The organism is Colwellia sp. Bg11-28, assembly GCF_002836245.1.
Lineage (GTDB): Bacteria > Pseudomonadota > Gammaproteobacteria > Enterobacterales > Alteromonadaceae > Colwellia > Colwellia psychrerythraea_A.
Map to the genome: position 1 here is coordinate 910,174 of NZ_PJBA01000018.1, position 23,316 is coordinate 933,489.

The 23,316-nt window shown below is 38.8% G+C and carries 23 protein-coding genes and 1 riboswitch; of the genes, 19 read left to right on the top strand and 4 right to left on the bottom strand.

All coding sequences use genetic code 11. The features are described from left to right. Positions 1-280: 280 nt before the first annotated feature. Complete coding sequence (locus CXF79_RS21125) at positions 281-1,069, bottom strand: DUF6776 family protein (RefSeq protein WP_232769274.1); 789 nt, start codon at positions 1,067-1,069, stop codon at positions 281-283. On the opposite strand from CXF79_RS21125, the gene CXF79_RS21130 reads away from it, so the two are divergent. The 6 genes from CXF79_RS21130 (at position 1,063) to hemL (ending at position 8,435) form a co-directional block, all read left to right on the top strand. Beyond that, on the top strand, positions 1,063-2,748 hold the full coding sequence (locus tag CXF79_RS21130) for a chloride channel protein (RefSeq protein ID WP_232769275.1): 1,686 nt from the start codon (positions 1,063-1,065) through the stop codon (positions 2,746-2,748). The two genes, CXF79_RS21125 and CXF79_RS21130, sit on opposite strands and share 7 nt — an antisense overlap. Then, the gene (gene hemJ / locus CXF79_RS21135) at positions 2,748-3,194 is read left to right on the top strand and encodes a protoporphyrinogen oxidase HemJ (RefSeq protein ID WP_011045353.1); all 447 of its coding nucleotides are present in this window, start codon (positions 2,748-2,750) and stop codon (positions 3,192-3,194) included. The genes CXF79_RS21130 and hemJ overlap by 1 nt, the downstream gene beginning before the upstream one ends. 38 nt (positions 3,195-3,232) lie before the next feature. Beyond that, positions 3,233-3,583: a hypothetical protein gene (locus tag CXF79_RS21140; protein ID WP_101157721.1), complete on the top strand. Its 351-nt coding sequence runs from the start codon at positions 3,233-3,235 to the stop codon at positions 3,581-3,583. A gap of 127 nt (positions 3,584-3,710) precedes the next feature. Further along, entirely contained in the window at positions 3,711-5,819 is a 2,109-nt protein-coding gene (locus tag CXF79_RS21145; RefSeq protein ID WP_101157724.1) for a trypsin-like serine protease, read from the top strand. A gap of 276 nt (positions 5,820-6,095) precedes the next feature. Continuing rightward, positions 6,096-7,109, top strand: coding sequence for an aspartate carbamoyltransferase (locus CXF79_RS21150; RefSeq protein WP_011045356.1), 1,014 nt, complete (start codon positions 6,096-6,098; stop codon positions 7,107-7,109). A 42-nt stretch (positions 7,110-7,151) separates the two neighbouring features. Continuing rightward, positions 7,152-8,435: a glutamate-1-semialdehyde 2,1-aminomutase gene (gene hemL / locus CXF79_RS21155; RefSeq protein WP_101157726.1), complete on the top strand. Its 1,284-nt coding sequence runs from the start codon at positions 7,152-7,154 to the stop codon at positions 8,433-8,435. 302 nt (positions 8,436-8,737) lie between these two features. On the opposite strand, the gene CXF79_RS21160 is transcribed toward hemL, so the two are convergent. Both CXF79_RS21160 and moeA read right to left on the bottom strand, forming a co-directional pair. Beyond that, a complete protein-coding gene (locus tag CXF79_RS21160) occupies positions 8,738-9,139 on the bottom strand; it encodes a hypothetical protein (RefSeq protein WP_101157728.1) in 402 nt (133 codons plus the stop codon). A gap of 105 nt (positions 9,140-9,244) precedes the next feature. Further along, complete coding sequence (gene moeA / locus CXF79_RS21165) at positions 9,245-10,477, bottom strand: molybdopterin molybdotransferase MoeA (RefSeq protein WP_101157730.1); 1,233 nt, start codon at positions 10,475-10,477, stop codon at positions 9,245-9,247. Positions 10,478-10,734: 257 nt separating this feature from the next. Further along, positions 10,735-10,928: riboswitch (molybdenum cofactor riboswitch) on the top strand. Between moeA and moaA the strand changes: the two genes are divergently transcribed. The 10 genes from moaA (at position 10,914) to CXF79_RS21215 (ending at position 17,954) form a co-directional block, all read left to right on the top strand. Further along, the gene (gene moaA, locus CXF79_RS21170) at positions 10,914-11,885 is read left to right on the top strand and encodes a GTP 3',8-cyclase MoaA (RefSeq protein WP_011045361.1); all 972 of its coding nucleotides are present in this window, start codon (positions 10,914-10,916) and stop codon (positions 11,883-11,885) included. (Overlaps the previous riboswitch by 15 nt.) A 2-nt stretch (positions 11,886-11,887) precedes the next feature. Continuing rightward, positions 11,888-12,544 (top strand): molybdenum cofactor guanylyltransferase, encoded by a 657-nt coding sequence (mobA, locus tag CXF79_RS21175; protein WP_101157732.1) that lies wholly within the window; start codon positions 11,888-11,890, stop codon positions 12,542-12,544. Between the two features lie 107 nt (positions 12,545-12,651). Next, positions 12,652-13,194, top strand: coding sequence for a molybdenum cofactor biosynthesis protein B (gene moaB / locus CXF79_RS21180; protein WP_011045363.1), 543 nt, complete (start codon positions 12,652-12,654; stop codon positions 13,192-13,194). Then, positions 13,194-13,721 carry a cyclic pyranopterin monophosphate synthase MoaC gene (gene moaC, locus CXF79_RS21185; RefSeq protein WP_011045364.1) on the top strand — a complete coding sequence of 176 codons (528 nt, stop codon included), beginning with the start codon at positions 13,194-13,196 and terminating at the stop codon, positions 13,719-13,721. The genes moaB and moaC overlap by 1 nt, the downstream gene beginning before the upstream one ends. Before the next feature lie 15 nt (positions 13,722-13,736). Beyond that, a complete protein-coding gene (gene moaD, locus CXF79_RS21190; RefSeq protein WP_011045365.1) occupies positions 13,737-13,985 on the top strand; it encodes a molybdopterin converting factor subunit 1 in 249 nt (82 codons plus the stop codon). A gap of 3 nt (positions 13,986-13,988) precedes the next feature. After that, the gene (moaE, locus tag CXF79_RS21195) at positions 13,989-14,459 is read left to right on the top strand and encodes a molybdopterin synthase catalytic subunit MoaE (protein WP_011045366.1); all 471 of its coding nucleotides are present in this window, start codon (positions 13,989-13,991) and stop codon (positions 14,457-14,459) included. A 34-nt stretch (positions 14,460-14,493) separates the two neighbouring features. Further along, a complete protein-coding gene (gene modA / locus CXF79_RS21200) occupies positions 14,494-15,336 on the top strand; it encodes a molybdate ABC transporter substrate-binding protein (RefSeq protein WP_101158286.1) in 843 nt (280 codons plus the stop codon). After that, on the top strand, positions 15,333-16,037 hold the full coding sequence (gene modB, locus CXF79_RS21205; RefSeq protein ID WP_011045368.1) for a molybdate ABC transporter permease subunit: 705 nt from the start codon (positions 15,333-15,335) through the stop codon (positions 16,035-16,037). The genes modA and modB overlap by 4 nt, the downstream gene beginning before the upstream one ends. Next, positions 16,034-17,176 carry a molybdenum ABC transporter ATP-binding protein gene (gene modC / locus CXF79_RS21210; protein WP_232769276.1) on the top strand — a complete coding sequence of 381 codons (1,143 nt, stop codon included), beginning with the start codon at positions 16,034-16,036 and terminating at the stop codon, positions 17,174-17,176. Before modB ends, modC begins: the two co-directional genes overlap by 4 nt. Positions 17,177-17,204: 28 nt before the next feature. After that, positions 17,205-17,954 carry a HesA/MoeB/ThiF family protein gene (locus tag CXF79_RS21215; RefSeq protein WP_101157734.1) on the top strand — a complete coding sequence of 250 codons (750 nt, stop codon included), beginning with the start codon at positions 17,205-17,207 and terminating at the stop codon, positions 17,952-17,954. A 12-nt stretch (positions 17,955-17,966) separates the two neighbouring features. Here the strand turns inward: CXF79_RS21215 and CXF79_RS21220 are convergent, their stop codons facing one another. Further along, on the bottom strand, positions 17,967-18,509 hold the full coding sequence (locus CXF79_RS21220; protein WP_101157736.1) for a DUF1285 domain-containing protein: 543 nt from the start codon (positions 18,507-18,509) through the stop codon (positions 17,967-17,969). A gap of 191 nt (positions 18,510-18,700) precedes the next feature. On the opposite strand from CXF79_RS21220, the gene CXF79_RS21225 reads away from it, so the two are divergent. From CXF79_RS21225 to CXF79_RS21235, 3 genes are all read left to right on the top strand, one after another. Continuing rightward, a complete protein-coding gene (locus CXF79_RS21225) occupies positions 18,701-20,860 on the top strand; it encodes a S9 family peptidase (RefSeq protein WP_101157738.1) in 2,160 nt (719 codons plus the stop codon). Between the two features lie 179 nt (positions 20,861-21,039). Next, positions 21,040-21,768: a substrate-binding periplasmic protein gene (locus tag CXF79_RS21230; RefSeq protein WP_232769277.1), complete on the top strand. Its 729-nt coding sequence runs from the start codon at positions 21,040-21,042 to the stop codon at positions 21,766-21,768. A 141-nt stretch (positions 21,769-21,909) separates the two neighbouring features. Continuing rightward, positions 21,910-23,316 carry a TolC family protein gene (locus tag CXF79_RS21235; protein WP_101157742.1) on the top strand — a complete coding sequence of 469 codons (1,407 nt, stop codon included), beginning with the start codon at positions 21,910-21,912 and terminating at the stop codon, positions 23,314-23,316.

Sequence of the window (23,316 nt, forward strand, 5' to 3'; positions counted from 1 at the left end):
AGATAGTATTATACCAATTCCAATAAGTTTCTTCCCACTCAGCGAGAGTTAAAAGGCTTAGAGGCAAGGCATTGATTGTAGATAATGGTTTTTCCCTTATCAAAATCAATAACGCAGCATGTAAGCCTTTTAAACTCGCCCTTCGGGAGCTTTCCAGCGACTCGATAACCGCATAGAATTTCTTTCATATAGAGTGACTATATGCAAAAAAATTCTATTTGTTCTCAAACCGCTGGTAAGCTCTGAGTGGGAACTAACTTAATGGACTTGGTATTAAGCGCTATTGATTGATTTGCCAAGAGACACTTTTTTCTTTCTTGGCATACTTTTGCCAGCGCGATTTAGTCAAGATTGCTGAGACTAAGACATTTTCAGGCGTAAAGTTAGCGGGTAAGGTAAATTCACCATTAATAATCTGAAAATATTGAAAACTAAATTTAAGATCGTTTTTGTTCAGCTTTGCTACTTCTGCCAGCTTAAGCTTTACTGTTTTACCACTTTCTTGACCTTCAAAAACTAATTCAATATAACCTTTACTATAACGACGCTTTAATTGCTGCTGCACTAAAGTTACTTGAAAGTGATATTGATTGGGAGTCTTGCTCGCTACTATATTGACATTTTCAACGAATAAACCTGCAGCTTCTTTTTCAGGTGCCATTATTTTTTCATAGAAGGCCAACTGCTTTTTCACTTCAAATTTCTGTTCAGCGGCTTCTTTGAGTAACTCTTGCGCTTTTATATTTGCAAGTTGCTCGACCGTTAGTTCAACTTCTAAGGTGTGAATTCGTGCTATATTTTCTTCTTGTTGCTGGTAAAGCTGTTCCAGCCTAAGCTTTTGTTGCTCAAGGTTAGTCACTTGAAAGTGATGGTAATAATTACCCACTCGGTAGCCGGTAAATAAACACAGACTTATCACTGTTATTAAAAACAAAGCCGATTTAAAAGTACCTAAGCGCTCAATAACAACACCCAAATTTATTTTTGCTAACCATTTCATTTGTAAAGTATTATAATCCCATAATGATAATATCAATCGCAACAATAAGAAAACACTTAGCTTTGCCAAAAACCTCTTGGCAAATATGCTTACTTGCCATTATTGGTGGAGCCGCCTCCGCTTTATTAGTAGTGCTATTTACCCTGACTATTGAAGAAATTCAACAGCTCTACTTAATTAAACGCGACAACTATAACAGTTTAGATGAGGTAAGTCGTTTTCATTTACCTATCATCGGCTCACTTATTATCCTCTTAATGGCTTGGCTTACTGGTTATAAATACATACGTACTGGCATCCCATTTGTGCTACACCGGTTAAAAGTAGCACATGGCATTATCCCTTTTAAAAACACATTAAATCAATTTTGGGGAAGTGCAGTAGCCTTAGCGTCTGGCTTTTCTGTCGGCCGTGAAGGGCCCGCGGTACATCTTGGCGCAGCATGTAGTAGTTATTTAGGCAGTGTACTAAAACTCCCCTATAACAGTACCCGAACTTTATGTGCCTGTGGCATAGCAGCAGGTATTGCCGCAACATTTAATACCCCGATAGCCGCGGTTATTTTTGTCATGGAAGTGGTCATGCGAGAATACAAAGCTCATGTTTTTGTACCTGTGATGCTCGCTTCAATTGTTGGCTCTTTGATTACTCGCAGTGTTTTTGGCACCAGTCATAATTTTCAACACTTTAATACCATAGCGCTTGAACAACAGCATTATTTCTCTTTAATATTATTAGCGATAGTCTTAGGCATTTTGGCAGCTGCATTTAATAAGTACCTGGTGGTAATCATTAAAAAAAGCGTTAAGTATCATATCGTACCGCGATTAATTCTTGCTGCGCTTATTACGGGTACGTTAGGTTACTTAGTACCTGGGGCTATGGGCACAGGCACAAGTGCAATTGATATTTCTTTAACTAACAATTTACCCTTAGGTTTTCTATTCAGCTTACTTATTGCTAAATTATTAATGACAATGTTCGCCTTAGGTTTAGGTATTCCTGGTGGAATTATTGGACCAACCATAAGTATTGGTGCCATTACTGGCGCTCTTGTTGGGGCTGTTGTTATACAAGTATTGCCCGGAGAACATGTAAGCAGTGACTTTATTTTGATGGGCATGGCTGGTTTTATGGCTGCCAGTTTAAATGCTCCCCTTGCCACTTTGCTTGCTGTTGTTGAACTATCAGGTCAACTCGAGTTGGTTGTGCCTGCCATGATAGTTATTACCATTGCCAGCATCGTATCGCGACAGCTTTGTAAAAATGAATCTATCTTCATCATGCAATTAGATGCGCAAAACTTGCTCTACCGCAAACCTCCGGTTGAAGAATCATTGCAAAATATTGGTGCTTTAGCGGTCATGAAAGATAATTTGTTGATTTTAGAGCAAGCAAGTCCTCGTACTATCATAGGAGAACTCCTGCACAGTCATGAGTCGCAATTAGTCATTAACAAAGAACCGACGAGCGAAACTGATCAGCTCAATAATTATTATTGGGCGCAATTAGATGTAGAAGTTGTTGACGATGAAAGTGAAGATATTGAACATAATCTCGCTAATAAACTAATACTGCACAAACTTATTCCACTGAGTCATCAAGTCACTTTAGCAGAGGCTTATTTAGCACTAGTAGAGCAGCGTTCAGGCGCTGTATATATTTACCATAAAGATATCAATGACTGTATTGGATTGGTGACTTTTGAACAACTTAGAATTTATTTATTAGAAGGAAAACTCAATTAATGAGCACGTTTTTAATCAACAATATCCTCTGGCTTAAAGCATTTCATGTCATTTTCATGGTGGCTTGGTTTGCTGGTATATTTTATTTGCCACGCTTATTTGTTAACCATGCCGAAACCAAGTCTGATGAAATAGCGCAACAACTTAAAGGTATGGAAAAACGTTTACTCTATTTTGTTACCCCTTTTGCCATCTTCACCCTGTTGCTCGGTGTAGCAATAATATATGCCTATGGCTATGACTGGTTTGTTGCCGCAAAATGGCTACATATCAAATTAAGTTTAGTCATAGTGCTCTTTGCTTATCATGGGTATTGTTTTAAGTTAGTTACCACCTTTGCGCAAGATAAAAACATCCGCTCAGGGCGCTTCTATCGAATTTTCAATGAGATCCCCGTTCTGATTTTGTTTGCTGTTATTATCTTAGCTTACGTAAAGCCAATGTAATTATGGATTATTTAGGAATTGTAAAGGTAAGATAACCTATGTGGTATTTATATCTGGGCTACGTGGCAATACAGTTTTATGCTATTGCCGATGTATTCTCAAGAAACTCCCTTGCAGCAAGTGCTGTGGTTTTTTCAATAGCGGTATTTTTCATTTGGTCCTTTATACCAATGCTGGGTTATATTTTAGCCAAAGCTTTAGGTGCAAAAGGATATGCAAAAAAATTACCCTTACTTCTTTGTGGTGTGATCATTGCGTTGAGTGAACACGCTTTAACTTACTTTAATTTAATCGCAGAAAAGCAATATAATATTGGCACGGCACTTGTGTTTATATTGTGCTTTGTTATCGCCTACTTACCATTGAATAAGCAAGAACTGGCAAGCTAGCAGCAACGCATAACCTCATTTTGAAAGCTTCATTTTTCAAGCTTTATCGTTATAATCAAGATAAGATGATTTGTCACCTGGTTAACGAATCATTGGTATTCTGTTTACAGCATTGAGAAACATCAAAATGAAGTACTTTTTATTCGCGGTATTAGCGATTTCAACCTTATTTTCATCTGCAAACGCAAGCCAACAATCTCCCTTGCTTTTATCAAAGCCTAAAATTGTTGGCGGCGAACTTGCTTCTCAAAGTGCTTGGCCTTGGATGTCAGCATTAGTTTTTACCTATAGTGATGTGAATAGCTCTTTAGACGTTGCTGGCACTCAATACCAGAGTGAGCCGTTTACATATGCTCCTTCCGGTCAAGCGAGTGCCACTATGGTTGATTGCGGCATTGGTGATAATTTATGTAGTTTAGCTGAAAATAAAATATGCTTAATTGCCCGTGGTGAAATAGACTTTTCGGTGAAAGTTGCTAATTGCCAGGCTGCAGGTGGTATAGGTGCGATTATCTATAACAATACTTCAGGGGTTATAAGTGGCACCTTAGGGGAAGGTTTTATTGGTAACATTCCAGTAGTTGCCATTAGCCAAGATGACGGAGCACTTTTACTCAATAAACTCGACAGTATTGCCACAATTAATCTATCCGTAAAACAAGATCTTGCGCAAAGCGCCAGCTGTGGAGCAAGCTTTATAGGTGAAAAGTGGGTACTTACCGCTGCTCATTGCGTTGAAGATGCCAATATTGAGTTTTTAAAAGTTAATATTGGTGAATATGATTTAAGTGACGGCGCTAGTAACGCTAAAGCTATTAAACGTATTTATATCCATCCCGAATACGATGAAGGCAGTGCCTTTAATAATGATATCGCGCTGATTGAATTAGTAGAATCTAGCGACCAAACAGCGGTTAAATTACTCGATTACAATACCAGCAAACAATTAGCTATTGCTAACAGTCCCGCCACGGTTATTGGCTGGGGTAACGTAAATGCTTACGGTCAAAATGACGAAGCTCCTGTAAATAGTCAGCCCGATCAATTACGCCAAGTTGAGCTTTATTTATTAAGCAATGAAGAGTGCAAAGATCAATTAGCGCAAGCTTATAGTGATTTAAATAATACCACCTATTCACCCAATCAAGTGGGTATTACCAATAGCATGATTTGTGCTGCATTTTCAGGAGACGTTCAAAAAGGTTCATGTCAAGGTGATAGTGGCGGACCTTTAGTAGTGAATACCAATGAAGGTTGGCAACAAATAGGTATCGTTAGCTTCGGTGTTGGTTGTGCTAATGAGGCTTTTCCAGATGTTTATGCCCGCGTAGGAAATTTTACTACTTGGATTAATAACATCACCCAAGGGATTGCTATTGAGTCAAGTTATGACTTTGCTTTAACGCCACAAAATAAAGCGCAAACAACACAACTAACCGTCACCAACAATACTAATCTGATCGCTAATCTAAGCTTCACGCTATTTACTGATAACATAAGCAGTAATGGCTTTAGCTTGAATACTGATAATTGCACTCAATTAGCAGCAAAGCAAAGTTGTCAAATCCAAGTTGATTTTGATGCCAAAACCCTAGGAAAACATAAAGTACGAATTGTCATTAATAGCAATGATGTAAATATCCCAACGAGCCAAAGTTACATAAGTGCTGAAGCAGTTGCTTCCAATAGCGACATCAATACTCAGCTATCAAATGGCTCCTCAGAATTACGCTGGTTTAGTGGTGGTGACCAACCATGGCTGCTCGATAATAGCGAAGCAGCAATAATGAGCGGTGCTATTGGCGAAGATCAACAAAGCGCTGTTTTACTGACATTTTCTGGTGCAGGCACCTTATCATTTGATTGGTCCGTTGCTTCTGAAGAAAATACCGACACCCCTGATGAGCCGTTTGGTGTTTTATATCTAATTATTGATGATAAACAAATCAAGTTTATCTCAGGAGAGGTCGCTTACACTAAGGTAACTATCGATGATTTAGCCGAAGGGGAACATCAAGTAACTTGGTTATATAAGAAAGATGGCGGTACTAGTGAAGGCACAGATAAAGCTTCTTTAAAGAATGTTATTTTCACTCCGACAGTGACAGCACTTCCGTCTCCTCCCACGCCTACACCCTTACCTCCAAGCACAACAGACACCAAGTCGGGAGGTGGTAGTGTATATTTTATGTTGTTCCTGCTCATCATGCTCACAGCTAAACGTCGACTAACCTAATCGTTAACTATCAACGCTAAAAGGCAGGATTATCTGTCTTTTTTTATTTTAGCCTTATCATCTTTGCAGACAGGTCAAATGTTCTTTAGCATTCGCAAGTAACTGTATTATAAATACACTCGATTAAGAACTATGCTTTAGAGTGCTTGAGCCATTTCATTTCCAGGTGCTGTGATGCAGTAATGTTACTTTCTACTGAAATCCTGCTCTTTGAATGGTAGCGGGTATATGCTATATTCTTGGCAAATTTGTCCCCTTTCAATGTAATAAATCAAGATGATGAAATTCCAAGGTAACCATATTCTCTCGGTATCACAATTTGACCGTGAAGCTATCGCAAAGATCCTGCAAGTTTCTGCGCAAATGGCGCCTTATGCGTCTCGAAAAAAGCGTTGTCATGTGCTTGATGGCGCCATATTAAGTAATTTATTTTTTGAACCGAGTACTCGAACTCGAGTCAGTTTTGGTACCGCTTTTAATTTGCTCGGCGGTTTTGTACGCGAAACTGTTGGTCAAGAAAACTCATCATTAAGTAAGGGTGAATCTTTATTTGATACTGCCCAAGTGATCAGTGGCTACTCAGACGTTATTGCCATGCGTCATCCACAAATGCACTCGGTAGAGCAGTTTGCACAAGGCAGTTCCGTCCCTGTTATCAACGGTGGTGATGGTGCCAATGAACACCCCACTCAGGCACTACTTGACCTATTTACTATTCAGTCTGAAATGATGCACTTTAACAAAGGTTTAGATGATTTAAATATTGTTTTGATGGGCGACTTGAAACATGGTCGTACCGTACATTCATTATCAAAACTACTAAGTCTTTATGATAATGTAAAAGTCACCATGGTTGCGCCAAAAGCGCTACAAATGCCTGATAGCGTTATTTCAACCTTAAGCGACGCTGGTCATGAAGTTATTTTGACTGAGACTATGGCGGGTAATTTATCTGCAGATGTCATTTATCAAACAAGAATTCAACAAGAACGCTTTGCCAGCAAAGATGAAGCTGAGTTATATCGCGGACATTTCAGTTTAAATAAGAGTGTTTACCAGAAATATTGCCAAGAAAACACGGTAATAATGCACCCTTTACCACGCGACTCTCGCCCTGAAGCTAATGAACTTGATACTGATCTTAATGACTTAGACAACTTAGCTATTTTTAGGCAAGCACAAAATGGTGTTTTAGTGCGAATGGCATTATTTGCCTTAACGTTAGGTGTTGAAGATCAATTAACCGATTATGAAAAACCAGTAAACTGGTTCACAAATAAAAACGCCTAATGGCAACATTCCTTATTAGTAACGATTTTAGAAGAAACAATTATGAATAAATCAGAACAGTTATTTGAACAAGCTCAAAAGATTATCCCTGGTGGCGTTAACTCTCCAGTACGTGCTTTCAATGGTGTTGGTGGTACTCCGTGTTTTATAAAACGTGCTCAAGGCGCTTATATTTATGACGCTGATGATAAAGCTTACATCGACTATGTTGGCTCTTGGGGACCTATGATTTTAGGTCATAACCATCCAGCAATACTTGAAGCTGTTATTACTACCGCTAAAAATGGTTTAAGTTTCGGTGCTCCGACTGAAATTGAAATTACCATGGCTGAGAAGGTACGTGAGTTAGTACCTTCAATGGAATCTTTACGCATGGTTAGCTCTGGTACAGAAGCTACGATGAGCGCTATCCGTTTAGCACGTGGTTATACTGGCCGCGATAAGATATTAAAGTTTGAAGGTTGTTATCACGGTCATGCCGACGCTTTGTTAGTAAAAGCGGGTTCTGGTGCATTAACATTGGGCGTACCTAATTCACCGGGTATTCCTGAAGATTTTGCTAAACATACCCTTACCGTTAGCTACAATAGTATCGACGAAGTGAAAGAAATTTTCGCAAAATATGCCGATGAGATAGCGTGTATTATCGTTGAACCTGTTGCAGGTAATATGAACTGTATCCCTCCTGTTGAAGGATTCCTTGAAGGTTTACGCGACGTATGTGACCAATACAGCAGCGTATTAATTTTTGATGAAGTAATGACTGGCTTTCGTGTTGCACTAGGTGGCGCTCAAGCTCACTATAATATTAAACCTGACTTAACTACTTTAGGTAAAGTCATTGGTGGTGGTATGCCTGTTGGCGCATTCGGTGGCAAACAAGAGATCATGGATTATATCGCTCCTGTTGGTCCTGTTTATCAAGCAGGTACTTTATCAGGTAACCCAATTGCTATGGCCGCAGGTTTAGCTTCATTGACTGAATTAGCTCAAGGAAATAAACACCAACAACTTTCTTCTGCTACAGAAAAGTTAGCCATGGGCTTAAAAGCGGCAGCTGAGCGTAATGGCGTTAGTTTAAGTGTTAACTACGTTGGCGCCATGTTTGGATTTTTCTTTACGGAAGATAAAAACCCTATTACTACCTATGAGCAAGCGACCCAATGTGATGGAGAAATGTTCAAGCGCTTCTTCCACTTAATGCTTGAGGAAGGCGTATATTTAGCACCATCATCTTATGAAACTGGCTTTTTATCAACATCACATACCGATGACATTATTGAAAAAACCTTAGTTGCTGCCGATAAGTGTTTCGCTCAGTTGTAACCAGTTCACGATAGAGATTAATCTATAATTTATATATAAAAAAAACGCTGCCCGTAGCAATACAGGCAGCGTTTTTTATGTTTTTTTATCTCATAGCTATTTGTATAAGATAATGCTCACTATTGAGTTATACCAATTAAATTAATTAATGGAGCAAATTTTAATGAGAATAAATTTTCAAGAACAAGGCGCTTGATTGAGTAATAGCTGGCTATTGGCATTGAAAGCAACGATGTTATTGGATATTTAGACCATTTAAAAAGATCACTTAGTTAGTTTGGTTGGTATTTTTTAGCCAAAAGTTAGCTATTCAATGCTTCATTGCTCAACTCACCATGTAACCAATCTAAGCCTTCTTGCCAACCTAAATTGAGGCCATCAAATACTTTCAAATTCCAACCATCACGTTGTCGTATCGCACCAATTTTTCCTACCGACGCTTTGCTTTCATTATCATAAGTAACGACAGCAATCGCTGCTAAGTTTTGATGCGAAGCCACGCTAACCTTGGCCTCAAATGAAAAGTCATATTGATTTATTTTATTAATCAGCAGAGCAAAATTACTCGAAAATAGTTTAGTCAAAAAATCATCGTACTCTTCAGACATTTCTAAAGATATGACAACATCTTGACTGACAATAACTTCGGCAATATGCTCAGTTAAAACATTAATTTTTGCAAAACTAAGTTGGTATTTCTGCATAACGTCCTGCCCACATATTTTTGTACTTAGAACAACAATACTAGACCTATATTTTCAACTTAACAAACGTGTGTTTGAATTTTTTTACCTGCTTTATTAATAAATTTAAAGGTAATGATCGAATAACTGTACATTCACCATTTCACCGGCTTTTACTCCGCCTTGCTCGCTAGGTAAAACAATAAAACAATTAGCCCGAGCTAAGCTAGATAAGATACCTGAACCTTGTGCACCTGTTGAAGTAACAACATTTTCACCCGCTTCATTAATCGATAAAACACCCCGTTGAAAATCCAGTCGACCTGGGGATTTCCGTAGGTCACTACTACATTTCACCGTTAGATGCGTACGCGTTAAAGGTTTGGCATTTTGCATTTTAGTTAAGGCGACCAACGCCAATTGATGAAAGGTGACTAACGCTGAAACGGGGTTACCCGGCAGTCCGAAAAAGACACTGTTAGCTAGCTTTCCAAAGGCAAAGGGCTTACCTGGTTTCATTGCTATTTTCCAAAAGCCAATTTCACCTAATTCATCTAACACTGTTTTAGTGTAATCAGCATCACCTACCGAAACACCGCCAGAAGAAATAACGGCATCAGCTTGCTCATCAGCACTAACAAAAGCAGCTTTTATCGCCTCAAAATCATCAGAAATAATACCAAAATCAATAATATCAACATGCAATGTTTTAAGCATGGCAGCTAAAACAAAACTGTTAGATTCATAGATATCACCTACTCGTAAAGCTTGACCAGGTAATTTAAGCTCATCACCCGTGGCGATTAAAGCCACTTTTAATTTGCGATACACAACAACTTCAGCCACACCTAAAGAAGCAAGCACGCCAATATCAACCGCTGCTAATTTATGACCAGAATAGAGTACTTGCTGGTCAATCTTAATATCTTCACCAGCATTTCTTACATGAGACCCAAAAGTCTTTTCTTGTAAAAAGGTAATGTTCTCGCCATCAGCTTTGACATTTTCTTGCATCTCGACAGAATCACAACAATCAGGCATTTTCGCCCCAGTCATAATTCGAATACATTCGCCAGGCTGACATGTTCCTTGAAATGGTGCTCCTGCCATAGATCGTCCAATTAGGACCAGTGTTTTACTCTCGTTAAAACTTTCAAAAGCAAAGGCATAACCATCCATTGCTGAATTATCGTGTGGCGGTACATTCAATGGACTAGCAATGTCTTGCGCTAAAACATAGTGCAGCGCTTGTTCAATGGGCAAGGTTAGTGTTTCAGTGATAGGTGATACTTGCGATAGCATATTAGCTACGGCTTGTTCAAAAGGTAAAAGCCCTGGGGCGGAGCAACAATCAGACATAAAAAACTCGCTTAATTAGATATTACAATTACTTAGTACGATAAATTTCACTCTAAACTAGATAGCTTTTCAAGCTTGTTAAGAGAAAGATTGGTAAAATCATTATAGATAAATTCGTTAACGATAGTATCGCTTAATTACTGACAAAATTAATAGTGATTTAACTGCCCGTTTATTGATTACAATCAATAATGAGGTGGGCAAAAAAAATTACCATCTCGCAATGCAATGGGTATATACTCATTTTAGAACAGAATTTTATTTTATTACACCGAGCTATCACAGCTAACATTGTTTTATTTTTTGGCTAAATTAAGCCAACTATTCGAAGCATTCATGTTGTGACATGCCGTGACTAAAACCATGTCTTTATTGGCTTTTAGTTGCCAGGGTTAACAAGGAAACGCGTTAGCCTCCCTACATTTGGAAAGGTGACATGTTAACAGACAACTTTGGCCGTAGGTTCTCTTACCTGCGTCTCTCTATTACCGACGTTTGCAATTTTAGTTGCACTTACTGCTTGCCGGATGGATATCAGTGCGATCAACCGCGTGATTTTTTATCACTATGTGAAATCAAACGTATAGCGAAAGCTTTCGCCGAGTTAGGAACTGAAAAGATCCGCATAACCGGTGGTGAGCCAGCCCTGCGTAAAGACTTACCTGAAATCATTCGAATTTGTAAAGAAACAGCTGGCATCAAAAAAGTTGCCATTACAAGTAATGGTTTTAAGTTACCAGATCACCTGCCTCATTGGTTAGATGCTGGTATTGATGCAATCAATATAAGTATCGACAGTTTAGATCCTCGTCAATTTCATGCGATAACGGGGCACGATAAACTTAAGACCATCCTCACGGGGATTGATATGGCATTGGCTGACGGCAGAGCCTCAGTTAAAGTTAATACTGTATTAATGCGTGATCACAGCGGTAGAGAAATTCAAAGCTACCTTGACTGGCTAAAAGACACCCCTATTACCTTGCGCTTTATTGAATTAATGCAAACAGGTGATAATAAAGAATTTTTTGATGCGCAGCATGTACAAGGCTCGCGTATTAAGCAAAACTTAATTCTCGATGGCTGGCTTCCAGTCATTCAAAATAAGTCTGCAGGTCCTGCCCAAGAATTTTACCACCCTGATTATCAAGGTAAAGTCGGCTTGATCATGCCTTATTCTAAGGATTTTTGTAGTAGCTGTAACCGCTTACGCATAAGCTCAAGTGGCAAGTTACATTTATGCCTATTTGGTGAAGAAGGTTTGTCATTACGTGAACAATTACAAAGTGATGATATTGAGCCTTTACAAGCAAAAATATTAGCATTACTGGGCGATAAAAAAGCTACTCACTACTTGCATGAAAAACTGACAGGTGCCACTAAACACCTTGCTATGCTTGGAGGGTAAATATGACTCATCAAGTTATTGATTGTTTAGGTGTGGTACTCGCTGGCGGTTTATCTTCTCGTATGGGACAAGATAAAGCGCAACTAAAGCGCCTGCAAAAGACAACACCTCCATCAGCAAAATCAGCGCATAGCATGTTAGATTTTTCTAAGCAGCTTTTAGCTGATGCTGGTATCAAAAATATTGTTATCAGCGGTGATAATCATCAAATTCCTGACCGTGTGTCACATGCTGGACCTGTTGGCGGGATTTATAGTGTACTTTCGCATTACCTTGCAAATAGCCCTGAACACTTACAACCAAAAGCCTTATTAATCTTACCCGTTGATTTACCTTTAATGACTGCCAGCGCTTTAACCGAATTACGACTAAAAGGTGAGCTTAGCCACAAAGCAACGTTTTTCAGTGATAGTCAAAAAAACAGGCACCATATCCCTTTATACTTACCCAATAATGCATTCTTGAATATGTTTTTAATGCAAGCATTTCACCGAGAGGAATTGCTAGCAAACAGCAAAGGTAATAATAAGAAAAATGGCCCTTCAGTGAGAGCCATGTTAGAGCAAGTGCCTCATCAAGCCATTGCTAGCCTAAATAATCAGGTGCTATTTAACACCAATACGCCAGAGCAATGGCAACAAGCACAACAAAAATTTTAAGCCACACGTATCTTATGAAGTTGCATGCACATCAATCCAATAAAACAGTGGTAACAAACACGTAAGAACAGTAATTTTAATCTAAAGATTTAGTAAAGGATAAACCTATGTCAGCACATGGCGGCAAAACTTTCGTTCCATTAAATATCGCCGTTTTAACGGTATCTGATACACGCAGTGAAGAAAACGATACTTCTGGTCAAGCACTTGTTGAGCGCTTGACACAAGCAGGCCATAACCTAGCCGATAAAGCGATTGTGATTGATGATGTGTATCAACTGCGCGCACAAGTATCAAAATGGATAGCGGATGACTCTATTCACGCCATTATTTCTACCGGTGGTACTGGCTTTACTGCCCGTGATAATACCCCTGAAGCACTAACACCATTATTTGATAAAGCAGTAGAAGGTTTTGGCGAAGTATTTCGTCATGTCTCATTATTAGAAATAGGCACTTCAACTATACAATCACGCGCTTTTGGCGGTATTGCAAATAAAACGGTAGTGCTTTGTGTACCTGGTTCAACCAATGCCTGTAAAACAGCTTGGGATAAAGTCATTAAAGAACAGCTTGATGCGAGCCATCGTCCTTGTAACTTTGTACCACACTTGAACTTAAGTGCCGAGCAATGTGAGACACGTAACTAATGACAACGAATACTGCTAGCAACGAAGCACAAACATCTGAAAAAGCGCCAGAGTTAAGCCACCTTAACCAACAAGGTGAAGCAAACATGGTAGATGTTACCGAAAAGGCCATGACATCTCGTACCGCTACCGCGCAAGGTTATATTAAAATGAACCGAGCGACCTTTGAATTAATCACCACAGGTAAGCATAAAAAAGGCGATGTGTTTGCAGTTGCGCGAATTGCTGGTATTCAAGCGGCGAAAAAGTGCAGCGATTTAATTCCTTTATGTCATCCTTTGATGCTAAGTAAAGTGCAAGTAGATTTCACCCTTGATAGTGAAAACAGTCAAGTACAAGTGAATAGTTTATGTCGCTTAACAGGGCAAACAGGTGTTGAAATGGAAGCATTAACCGCAGTTTCTATTGCTTGTTTAACCTTGTTTGATATGTGTAAAGCAGCTGACCCTGCAATGATGATTCATGGTATTGAAGTATTAACCAAAGAAGGTGGCAAGTCTGGTCATTGGCAAAGTCCGTCTACCTAATTAAGAGAAAACCTTATGATAAAAATTGTTTTTTTTGCAGCACTTAGAGAGCAACTTGACTGTGCTGAACTGTCTCTAGCAGCAGATGATGCTAAGACAGTCGATGATATTAAGCAGTTATTAAGTGATAAAAATGAACAGTGGCAACAAACGTTCAGCAATACGTCACTGTTATCTGCGGTAAACCATGACATGGTTGATGGTAGTCACTTGGTAAAATCAGGCGATGAAGTTGCCTTTTTCCCTCCAGTTACCGGCGGATAACTTATGTTGAAACAAGAGATATCGATCCAAACTGATGATTTTAGTTTAGCTGATGAAGTTGCCTTACTTGAAAAAGATAATGTAACGGATGGTGCGGTCGTTACTTTTACCGGCAGGGTTAGAAACAACAATAATGGTAATTCAGTGACGACCTTAACGCTAGAACATTACCCTGGTATGACAGAGAAATCACTCGCTAAAATTATTATACAAGCCAAAGAACGTTGGAATATTGGTCGGGTAAAAGTGATTCACCGTATTGGCGAGCTTAGTATAGGTGACCAGATTGTTTTTGTTGGTGTAACCAGTAAACATCGACAAGATGCCTTTGCAGCGAATGAGTTCATCATGGACTATTTGAAAGTTAAAGCTCCCTTTTGGAAAAAAGAACAAATTACCGATGACGGTCAAACCTCTGAAAATTGGTTAGATGCTAAAAACAGTGATAGCGACAAAGCAGATCTTTGGAGCTAACGTGCTACGTATACTGTTAGTCACGGTCTTGATTATGAGTTTACTGGATGTAAACAGTAGCCAAGCTTACCAAAGTAACGTCAACGACAGTACTAAGACTAAAACGAAGAGTGATAGCAATAAAAAACCACTACGAATTGCTGTTGCCTCCAATTTCACACCGGTATTAAAAGTATTACTTGAAGACTTTACCAAACAAACTGGTATAAAAAGTCAGGTAATCAGTGGGGCTAGTGGTGCCATGTTTTTACAAATTAAATATGGCGCTCCTTTTGATATTTTTCTCAGTGCTGACAGTCGTCGGCCCAAAGAACTTGAGCAAGCGGGCTATGCACTAGCAGGTAGTAGGAAAACCTATGCTATCGGTCAGTTAGCATTATATTCGCCATCATTGAATGCTAATGTAAACTCAATTGACCAAGTATCTCTTGAGCTGTTAGCTCTTGATCCCCTAAGGAAGCCACCTGCACGCTTTGCCATCGCTAACCCTGACACTGCACCTTACGGTAAAGCAGCAAAAGAAGCATTAACTCATATGGGTTTGTGGCAAGCTTATGAGTCTCGCTTGGTCAAAGGTATTAATATTGGCCAGACATTTACCCAGTTGCGTAGTAAAGCGGTTGCTAGTGGTATTGTTGCCAATAGCCAATTGGTGTTAAATAACTTATCAGGGATCATTATTCCCAGCAATTACCATCAAGCGATAGAGCAACAGTTAATTATAATTCGTAACAGCAAACAGCAAGCAGCTGCAGAAAAGCTAAGTCATTTTTTGTTATCCTCTGAAAGTCAAAACAGAATAACGAGTTATGGCTACGCGCATACAAAGCAAGTAAACAATACAGATATAAAGTTAATCGAGTTGACGGCTAAATGATAAATTCAGACTTACAAGCACTCGTTACCACGCTAGAAATGGCGGCATTAACCACGTTCATTTTATTAATTATTGGTACTCCCCTCGCCTGGTATCTGGCCAAAATGACCAGTCGATTTAAGGTTATTATTGAAGCTGTTGTGGCATTGCCACTAGTTTTACCACCTACGGTGCTCGGCTTTTATTTACTTATCGCTTTTTCACCCGAATACTTACCTGGGCAACTATGGCAACAAGCTACCGGTCAACAACTCGCTTTTAGCTTTTCCGCAATCGTTATTGGCTCTGTTTTATATTCATTGCCATTCGTCGTTCAACCCTTACAAAAAGCATTTGAACAACTAGGTGACTCATTGTTAGAAGCTGGCGCATTACTTGGCGCTGGACCTATCGATCGATTTTTCTCTATTGTATTACCGTTAACAAAAGCGAGTTTTATTACTGCGGCAAGCTTGGGTTTTGCCCATACCGTAGGAGAGTTTGGTGTCATATTAATGATTGGTGGCAATATTCCTGGTGAAACGCGGGTACTTTCTATCGCCCTATTTGATCATGTAGAAGCCTTTGATTATGCCAGAGCGCACTTGCTCGCCATCAGTTTGTTGATTGGTTCAATGGTGTTATTAGCTGCTATTTACTGGTTAAACTTACCGACAAGAAACAACACTAAAAATTTAAGCCAGGTAAGATCAGTCAAATGATGAGTAATACTAAATTAAATAAAGTACCTGCAGGTGAGTCTCCTCAACTCGACATCAATATTCGTGTTAACTATCAGCAATTCGAATTAGCCATCAATTTACCATTACCCTTAAAAGGTATCACAGGTATTTTTGGCCATTCCGCTTCCGGTAAATCAACCTTACTGCGTGCGATTGCAGGTTTGGAAAAAACACTTACTGGTGACATAACCTTAGCCAGTGCTAACGTTGCAGATAAAGTTTTAGTCAATACAGAGCAAGACCATTACCTCAAACCCGAAGCGCGTCAAATTGGTTTGGTTTTTCAAAATAGTCGCTTGTTTGAGCACTTATCAGTGCTAGGCAACTTAGAGTTTTCCGTTAAACGTTGCAAAAACAGACAATTGGACTTGAATGAAGTCATCGAACTGACAGAGCTGACAACATTGCTTGAACACCAAGTAAATCAATTATCAGGTGGTCAACAACAAAGGGTTGCTTTAGCAAGAGCCATTTTGGCTGAACCCAAGTTATTACTACTTGATGAACCCTTAAGCGCGCTTGATCAACACAGTAAAACTCAATTGTTAAAGATGATGTTAAATATTCAAAAAAAGCTGAACTTGCCTATGCTATATGTCAGCCATTCATTAGATGAGTTACAGCAAGTCTGTGACACTTTATTAGTGTTAGCAAAAGGTAAGGTCGTTAATTTTGGTAATATTCACCAAATCATTCATCAGCTAAATAATTTTGGTGATAATACGCTTATTCATCAACAAACCAGTTTGTCACTGCCTATCAGACAATTTGATAATGGTCATGGTTTAACGGTATTAGCGCTAAACGCACAACAAGACATTTACCTAACCAGTGATAAAGCCTTCGAAAGACAGACTCATCTGCGTTGCTTTATTTTGGCAAGTGATATTAGTATTGCATTAACAGAGCCAAATAATAGCTCCATTGTGAATCATCTCTTTGGCACAATAAAACGAATAAGTCATAGAGAAAACAAGGTACTACTAACCATTAGCTGTGCTGCTCAAGAGTTTTTTGTCACTATCAGTGCCTTCTCTGAGAAAAAATTATCGTTATCCAACAGACAACAAGTCTATTTGCAATTCAAAGCCAGTGCTGTGCGAACTTTTATCCACTAAAGCAAATAGAAACAAATGAGGAACCTACGTGTTAAGTAATCAAGAGCAACTCAAATACTCCCGTCAAATCATACTCGATAAAATTGGTAACCAAGGACAAATCGCGCTGCGTAACGCTAAAGTACTCATCTTAGGCGTGGGCGGTTTAGGTAACCCTGCAAGCTTATATTTAGCTGCTGCTGGCGTTGGTACACTCTATATCGCTGATGGTGACTATATAGAGCTCAGTAATTTACCCAGACAAATTCTCTTTAGTGAAGACAATATTAATGAAAATAAAGCTGATGTGGCCGCTGAAAAATTACAACAGCAATTTCCCGATGTGACTATTGAAGCGATAGATGAAATGTTCGATGAAGAGTTAAGTGATTATTATCTTCCACAAGTCGACTTAGTGCTCGATTGCTCTGATAATATCCAAACTCGCTACTTAATTAATCAAGCATGCGTACAACATAAAGTGCCACTGATAGTGGGAGCCGCTACTGGCTTTGATGGTCAACAATTGACTATAGACCCTCGCGATGAAACCAGTGCTTGTTACCATTGTCTTTTTCCTGCTAGTGAGAAAGCACCCACTGATAACTGTCAAACCATTGGCATTATAGGCCCCGTACTCGCCATGATTTCCGGTATGCAAAGCTTGCAAGCGATTAAGCTATTAACGGGTAATAAAGTACAACTCAATCAGCTTAACTTACTTGATGGTTTAGCGAATCAATGGCAACAATTTACAATGAAAAAACAAAAGGGCTGCACAGTTTGTGGTTCAAATTAAGAGTTATAGCCGTTACAGTTTACCTAAGCTAAATTGACAGTCGGCACTTGAGAGAATCAACTCAGTGCCATTTTCAGTCACCATCTCTTGCGTTATGTCTGCCCACTGGTAATAAACATTTCTATGCACTTTCGCCTGTAAATTCCTGCGAACAGTGACATACAAATCACCATTTTCAGTAACAATTAACGGATGTTCTGCATTAAGAATAAACTCGTCATCCAAGTTAGTACTAACCTTCATAATGTTGTTGTTTTCATCCGTCCAATGCCACTGCGTAATTACAAAAGGGGCATCATCAACTTTTATTTTCACTTTCTCCACTGGTGTTACTAAGAAGTATTCATCAACATTTTTATTAACTTCTTTAATCAACACAGACGCAAATAATTTTACTAAAGGTAGTCTTTTAAAAATACCGCCTTGATAAAACCAATCACCATTGGCTTTTATCTGTATATCAATCTCTCCACAATACGGAGGATTCCAAGATTCCACCGGTGGCATTTTTGTTTGAGTTCCACCTAACTGAGTCGAAATTTTATCCAATGACATACTGCTCCCCTTGTTCAAACTTTTCAATTTTCCAAATGCGATAAGGTAACTGTATTAAGCGATAAGTAAATTTCCTTATAACTATTATCGTGCTAACTTAATGCTTGATACATTTTTTTAACATTTACTACCGTTAACGTATTACGATTTGTAGTAATTATCGTAAGTTATCTTACAAGGAAAGATCTTTTATGTCACAAATCCTATCAAAGACTAAGCTAAGTTTAATAGTCTCTTCTGCCCTGCTAATAGCAGCGTGCAGCAATCAAAATAATGAAGCAACAAATGCCATGAACGATATTACCGCGCCTATAGCTAAAAAAGTTCCCCATAAAATGGTTATTCATAATCATACGCGTGTCGATGATTATTACTGGATGCGTGACGATAGTCGTAAAAATCCAGAGGTTTTAGCACATTTAGCCGCAGAAAATGATTATATGAAAGCCCAGCTTCAGCATACTGAAGCAATGCAAGAAAAGATCTTTCAAGAGATTAAAGCGCGTATTGAAAAAGACGATAGTTCAGTACCAACCAAAAAAGGTGATTTTTACTACGCGAGTCAAATGCAAGGTGAAAATGAATACCCTATATACGTAAGATCATCTGATTTTTCAGGCAGTAATCTTGAAGTATTACTTAACGTCAATGAATTAGCCAAAGCACACGATTATTATCAAGTAAGTGGTTTAAGTGCTAGTCCAGATGGCAAGCTACTCGCTTACGGAGAAGATACCGTTAGTCGTCGAATTTATACCGTACAATTCAAAGATATCGCGGGTAAAACATTACTTGATGACAGACTTGAAGGTACCAATGGTGGCATTGTTTGGGGTAATGACAATAAAACCGTGTATTACATCAAAAAAGATCCACAAACCTTGTTAGGTTACCAAGTATTTCGTCATACTTTAGGCACCCCCCAAGCGACCGATGAAATGGTCTATGAAGAAAGCAATAAAGCTTATTATACCGGCCTGAGTAAATCTAAAGATGGCAGCAGTGTCTTTATTTGGCATTCAAGTACCGAAGCAAGCGGAGTTTCAGTTATTGATGCTGATAATGCCAAAGCAATGCCTAAAAAATTCATTGAACGTGAAGAAGGTCATGAATACTCTATCTCTAAGATGAATGACTGGTATTACATCAATACTAACTGGCAAGCGACTAACTTTCGTTTAATGAAAGTTGATAAAAAGCACCTTGGTGATAAAACACAATGGCAAGATGTGATTCCAGCGAATGATGCAGTTAAGCTTGAAGATTATGAATTATTTGCCAATCACCTTGTTTATCAACAACGTGAAAATGGCATTAGCCGATTGACTATTCAAGAATTATCAAGCGGGAAAAAGCAACAACTTAGCTTTAATGATACTGCGTATACCTTATCGCTATACGGTAATAATGAATTAAAAAATAATAAATTACGCCTTTACTACACTAGTTTTACTACGCCAGGAACACATTACGATGTGGACTTAAATACCCTTGATAAAACGCAATTAAAGCAAGCAAAAGTATTGGGTGATTTTGACAGTAATAATTATGCCTCTGAGCGTATTTTTGTTAAAGCTCGAGATGGTAAAAAAGTACCGGTTTCTTTAGTTTATCGTAAAGATAAATTCAAAAAAGATGGCACTAACCCATTATACCAATATGCCTATGGTTCATACGGGCACACAATCGATCCTTCTTTTTCAGTGAGTCGATTAAGCCTATTAGACCGTGGTTTTGTCTATGCTGTTGCGCATATCCGCGGGTCAGAAATGCTGGGACGTCCTTGGTATGAAGACGGTAAGAAGTTAACAAAAATGAATACCTTTACTGATTTCATTGATGTCACTAAAGACTTAACAGCACAAGGTTACGGCGATAAAGAAAATGTCTTCGCAGTTGGTGGTAGTGCTGGAGGTTTACTCATGGGCGCAGTTATTAATATGGCTCCAGAGCAATACAAAGGCATTGCCGCAGCAGTACCATTTGTTGATGTAGTAACGACTATGCTTGATGAAAGTATTCCACTAACAACCAATGAGTTCAAAGAATGGGGTAACCCAAAAGAAAAAGCTTATTATGATTATATGTTGTCCTATTCACCTTATGATCAAGTGAAAGCACAAGACTACCCTAACATTCTAGTTACAACAGGATTGCATGACTCACAAGTACAATACTTCGAGCCAATGAAGTGGGTCGCTAAGTTACGTGATTATAAAACTGATGATAATGTATTATTGTTTAAAACTGATATGGAAGCTGGACACGGTGGTGCTTCTGGCCGCTTTAAACGCATTCATGATACCGCTTTACAATATAGCTTCTTCATTGACTTGCTTAATAAGAGTTAATCAATTCAGTTAGCTTAAATTATCTTCACCTTAGACACATCTGGGTGAAGATAATTATTTCTCACTTACCCATCCCCAAACTTACACGCACTATACTCCAAGCCATTTCCTTTACTAATGACATTCGCATTAATATTCTTTATATTGATATAACCGATGGACTACCGATGCATGTGTCAATGAAGACTTTCCTCCAGCTATCTTTTATAAGTATGCTATGCATCAGTCATCAAAGTTTTGCTGACCATAGCCCCAATGCTCTACAAGTGAGGACCATTGCAATTGCACCCTATGGTATCGATGACTCAGGAAAACTAAGCGGTATCTACTATGAGCTAACGCATTCATTACTTATCAAGAGTGGCTTAGCGTCAGAGCATCATATATTTCCCTACGGCCGGATAATACATGAACTAAAATTGGGTAAAACAGATCTCACCATCATGTTCAAATATAAAGAGCTCGCCAATTACGTTGATTATATTCACCCACTTCCAGCGTTAAAAAATGTCGTCATTGGTCGCCATGGCCATGATTATCAGAATATTGAACAACTAGAAGGCTTGAACATAGCTTACCTAAACGGTGCAAAGTTTAGCTATGAGGTAGATAATAACCCTAAGATTCATAAACAAATTGTGGTAGATTTTAATCAAGGTTTATTGATGTTAAAGAAAGGTCGTGTTGACGCAATCATAGGGCCTATGAAGCCTATTATCAGTGGTGCAAAACAATTAGGTCTAAGTAAAAGTTTTTTTGGTAAACCCCTTATTGTTTCTGAACGAACTCCTTGGTTACAGTTATCGAAACAAAGTAAAAGTCATATTTCCGCCGAAAAGATCAAAGCAATATTCAGTAAAATGATTGCTCAAGGTGCATTAGAGAACCTTCAACTAAAGTACCAATAAAACCTCCTTGAATTGATTAATTCGTCTTTGGAAATCGCAATTCTGTATACTGTGTAAACTTATGTAATGTCGCTATTATCATCCAGCATCTTTGATTACACTATAGTCATGAGTTATTTTTTAACATGAGTTAATCACTTTATGACACGTCGATTTCGACTACTGCTTCCATTATTCTCAAGCCTGTTATTATTAGCTTGCAGTAGCACTTCACAAGTAGATGAAAAATTAAAAGACCTTCCTCTTCCCAAGAACTGGCAAGATAGCCAACAAGCCTTGGCCGTTGAACATAATTGGTTATCTGAACTTGATAACTTACAAGTTCATCAATTAGTAAAAAAGGCATTAGCGGCTAACCATCAATTTGCCATGCAAGCTTACACACTCGAAATAGCCGAACAGCAACTTATCATCTCGGGTAGCCAACTTTGGCCAGAGCTTGATCTAGCATTTCGTAGTGGCCGTAATAAAGACAATCAAACCGATAGTTATTCAAACAGTAACTCAGTTAACTTGAATTTAAGCTATGAAGTGGATATTTGGGGCAAGTTATCTGATGCCGATCGCATGACTAATTATAACTATCTCGCGCAAAAAGCCACTTTTGAGCAATACAAGCAGCAGCTTGTAGTCAACGTATTAACAACTTGGTTTCGCGTGATTGAGGCAGAAAAATTACTCGCCCTTTATCGCAGCAGAGTTGCAAATTCTCAGCAGAATTTAGCTATCATTGAAGCAGGCTATAATTCAGGGTTAACCGCTGCACTTGATGTCTACTTAACACGTAACGATTTGAACAACGAGTTAACGAGAGTATCAGAGCAAGAAACAGAAAGAACCAAACTAATTAGACAGCTTGAACGCCTGATTGGTGAATATCCGAAAGGCGAGCTTTTAGTCAATGCTAACTTACCTTTACTCACCACAGACATTCCTGTTGGCTTGCCGTCAGAACTAATCAGCCGAAAGCCAGAATTAAAAGCCAGTTGGTATCAATTGTTATCGCAAGATGCCGGTTTAGCTTATGCGCATAAACAACGTTTTCCTAGCATTGTATTGTCAGGTTCGGTCGGTGACTCTACCGCAGACATTGGTGACTTACTCTCTGATTCTTCATTGGCATGGTCACTACTGGGCAGTGTCTCAGCACCCATTTTTAATGCTGGGCGCCTGAAAGCAAATGAAGAAAAAGCCCGTATAGAACTCAAACAAGGTGAACAGTTGTACCTTGATACTTTATATAACGCTTTTAGTGATGTTGAAAATGCTATCACCACTGAAAAGAACTTAAAGAACAGTTATTACACCATGTTGGCCGCACAAGAAAATGCAAAAATCGCCTCCACATTATCTTTCGAACAATACCAAAGTGGTTTAGTTACCTATACCACGGTGCTTGATGCGCAAAACCGTTCTTTTGAAGCACAATCGACACTGATAAAAATTAAAAACCAACTCATTGCCAATAGAATCAATTTACATCTTTCCTTGGGTGGCGACTTCACCACGCCGTCACTTGCCTCATCACCTGCACCAAAGGCCGAATAA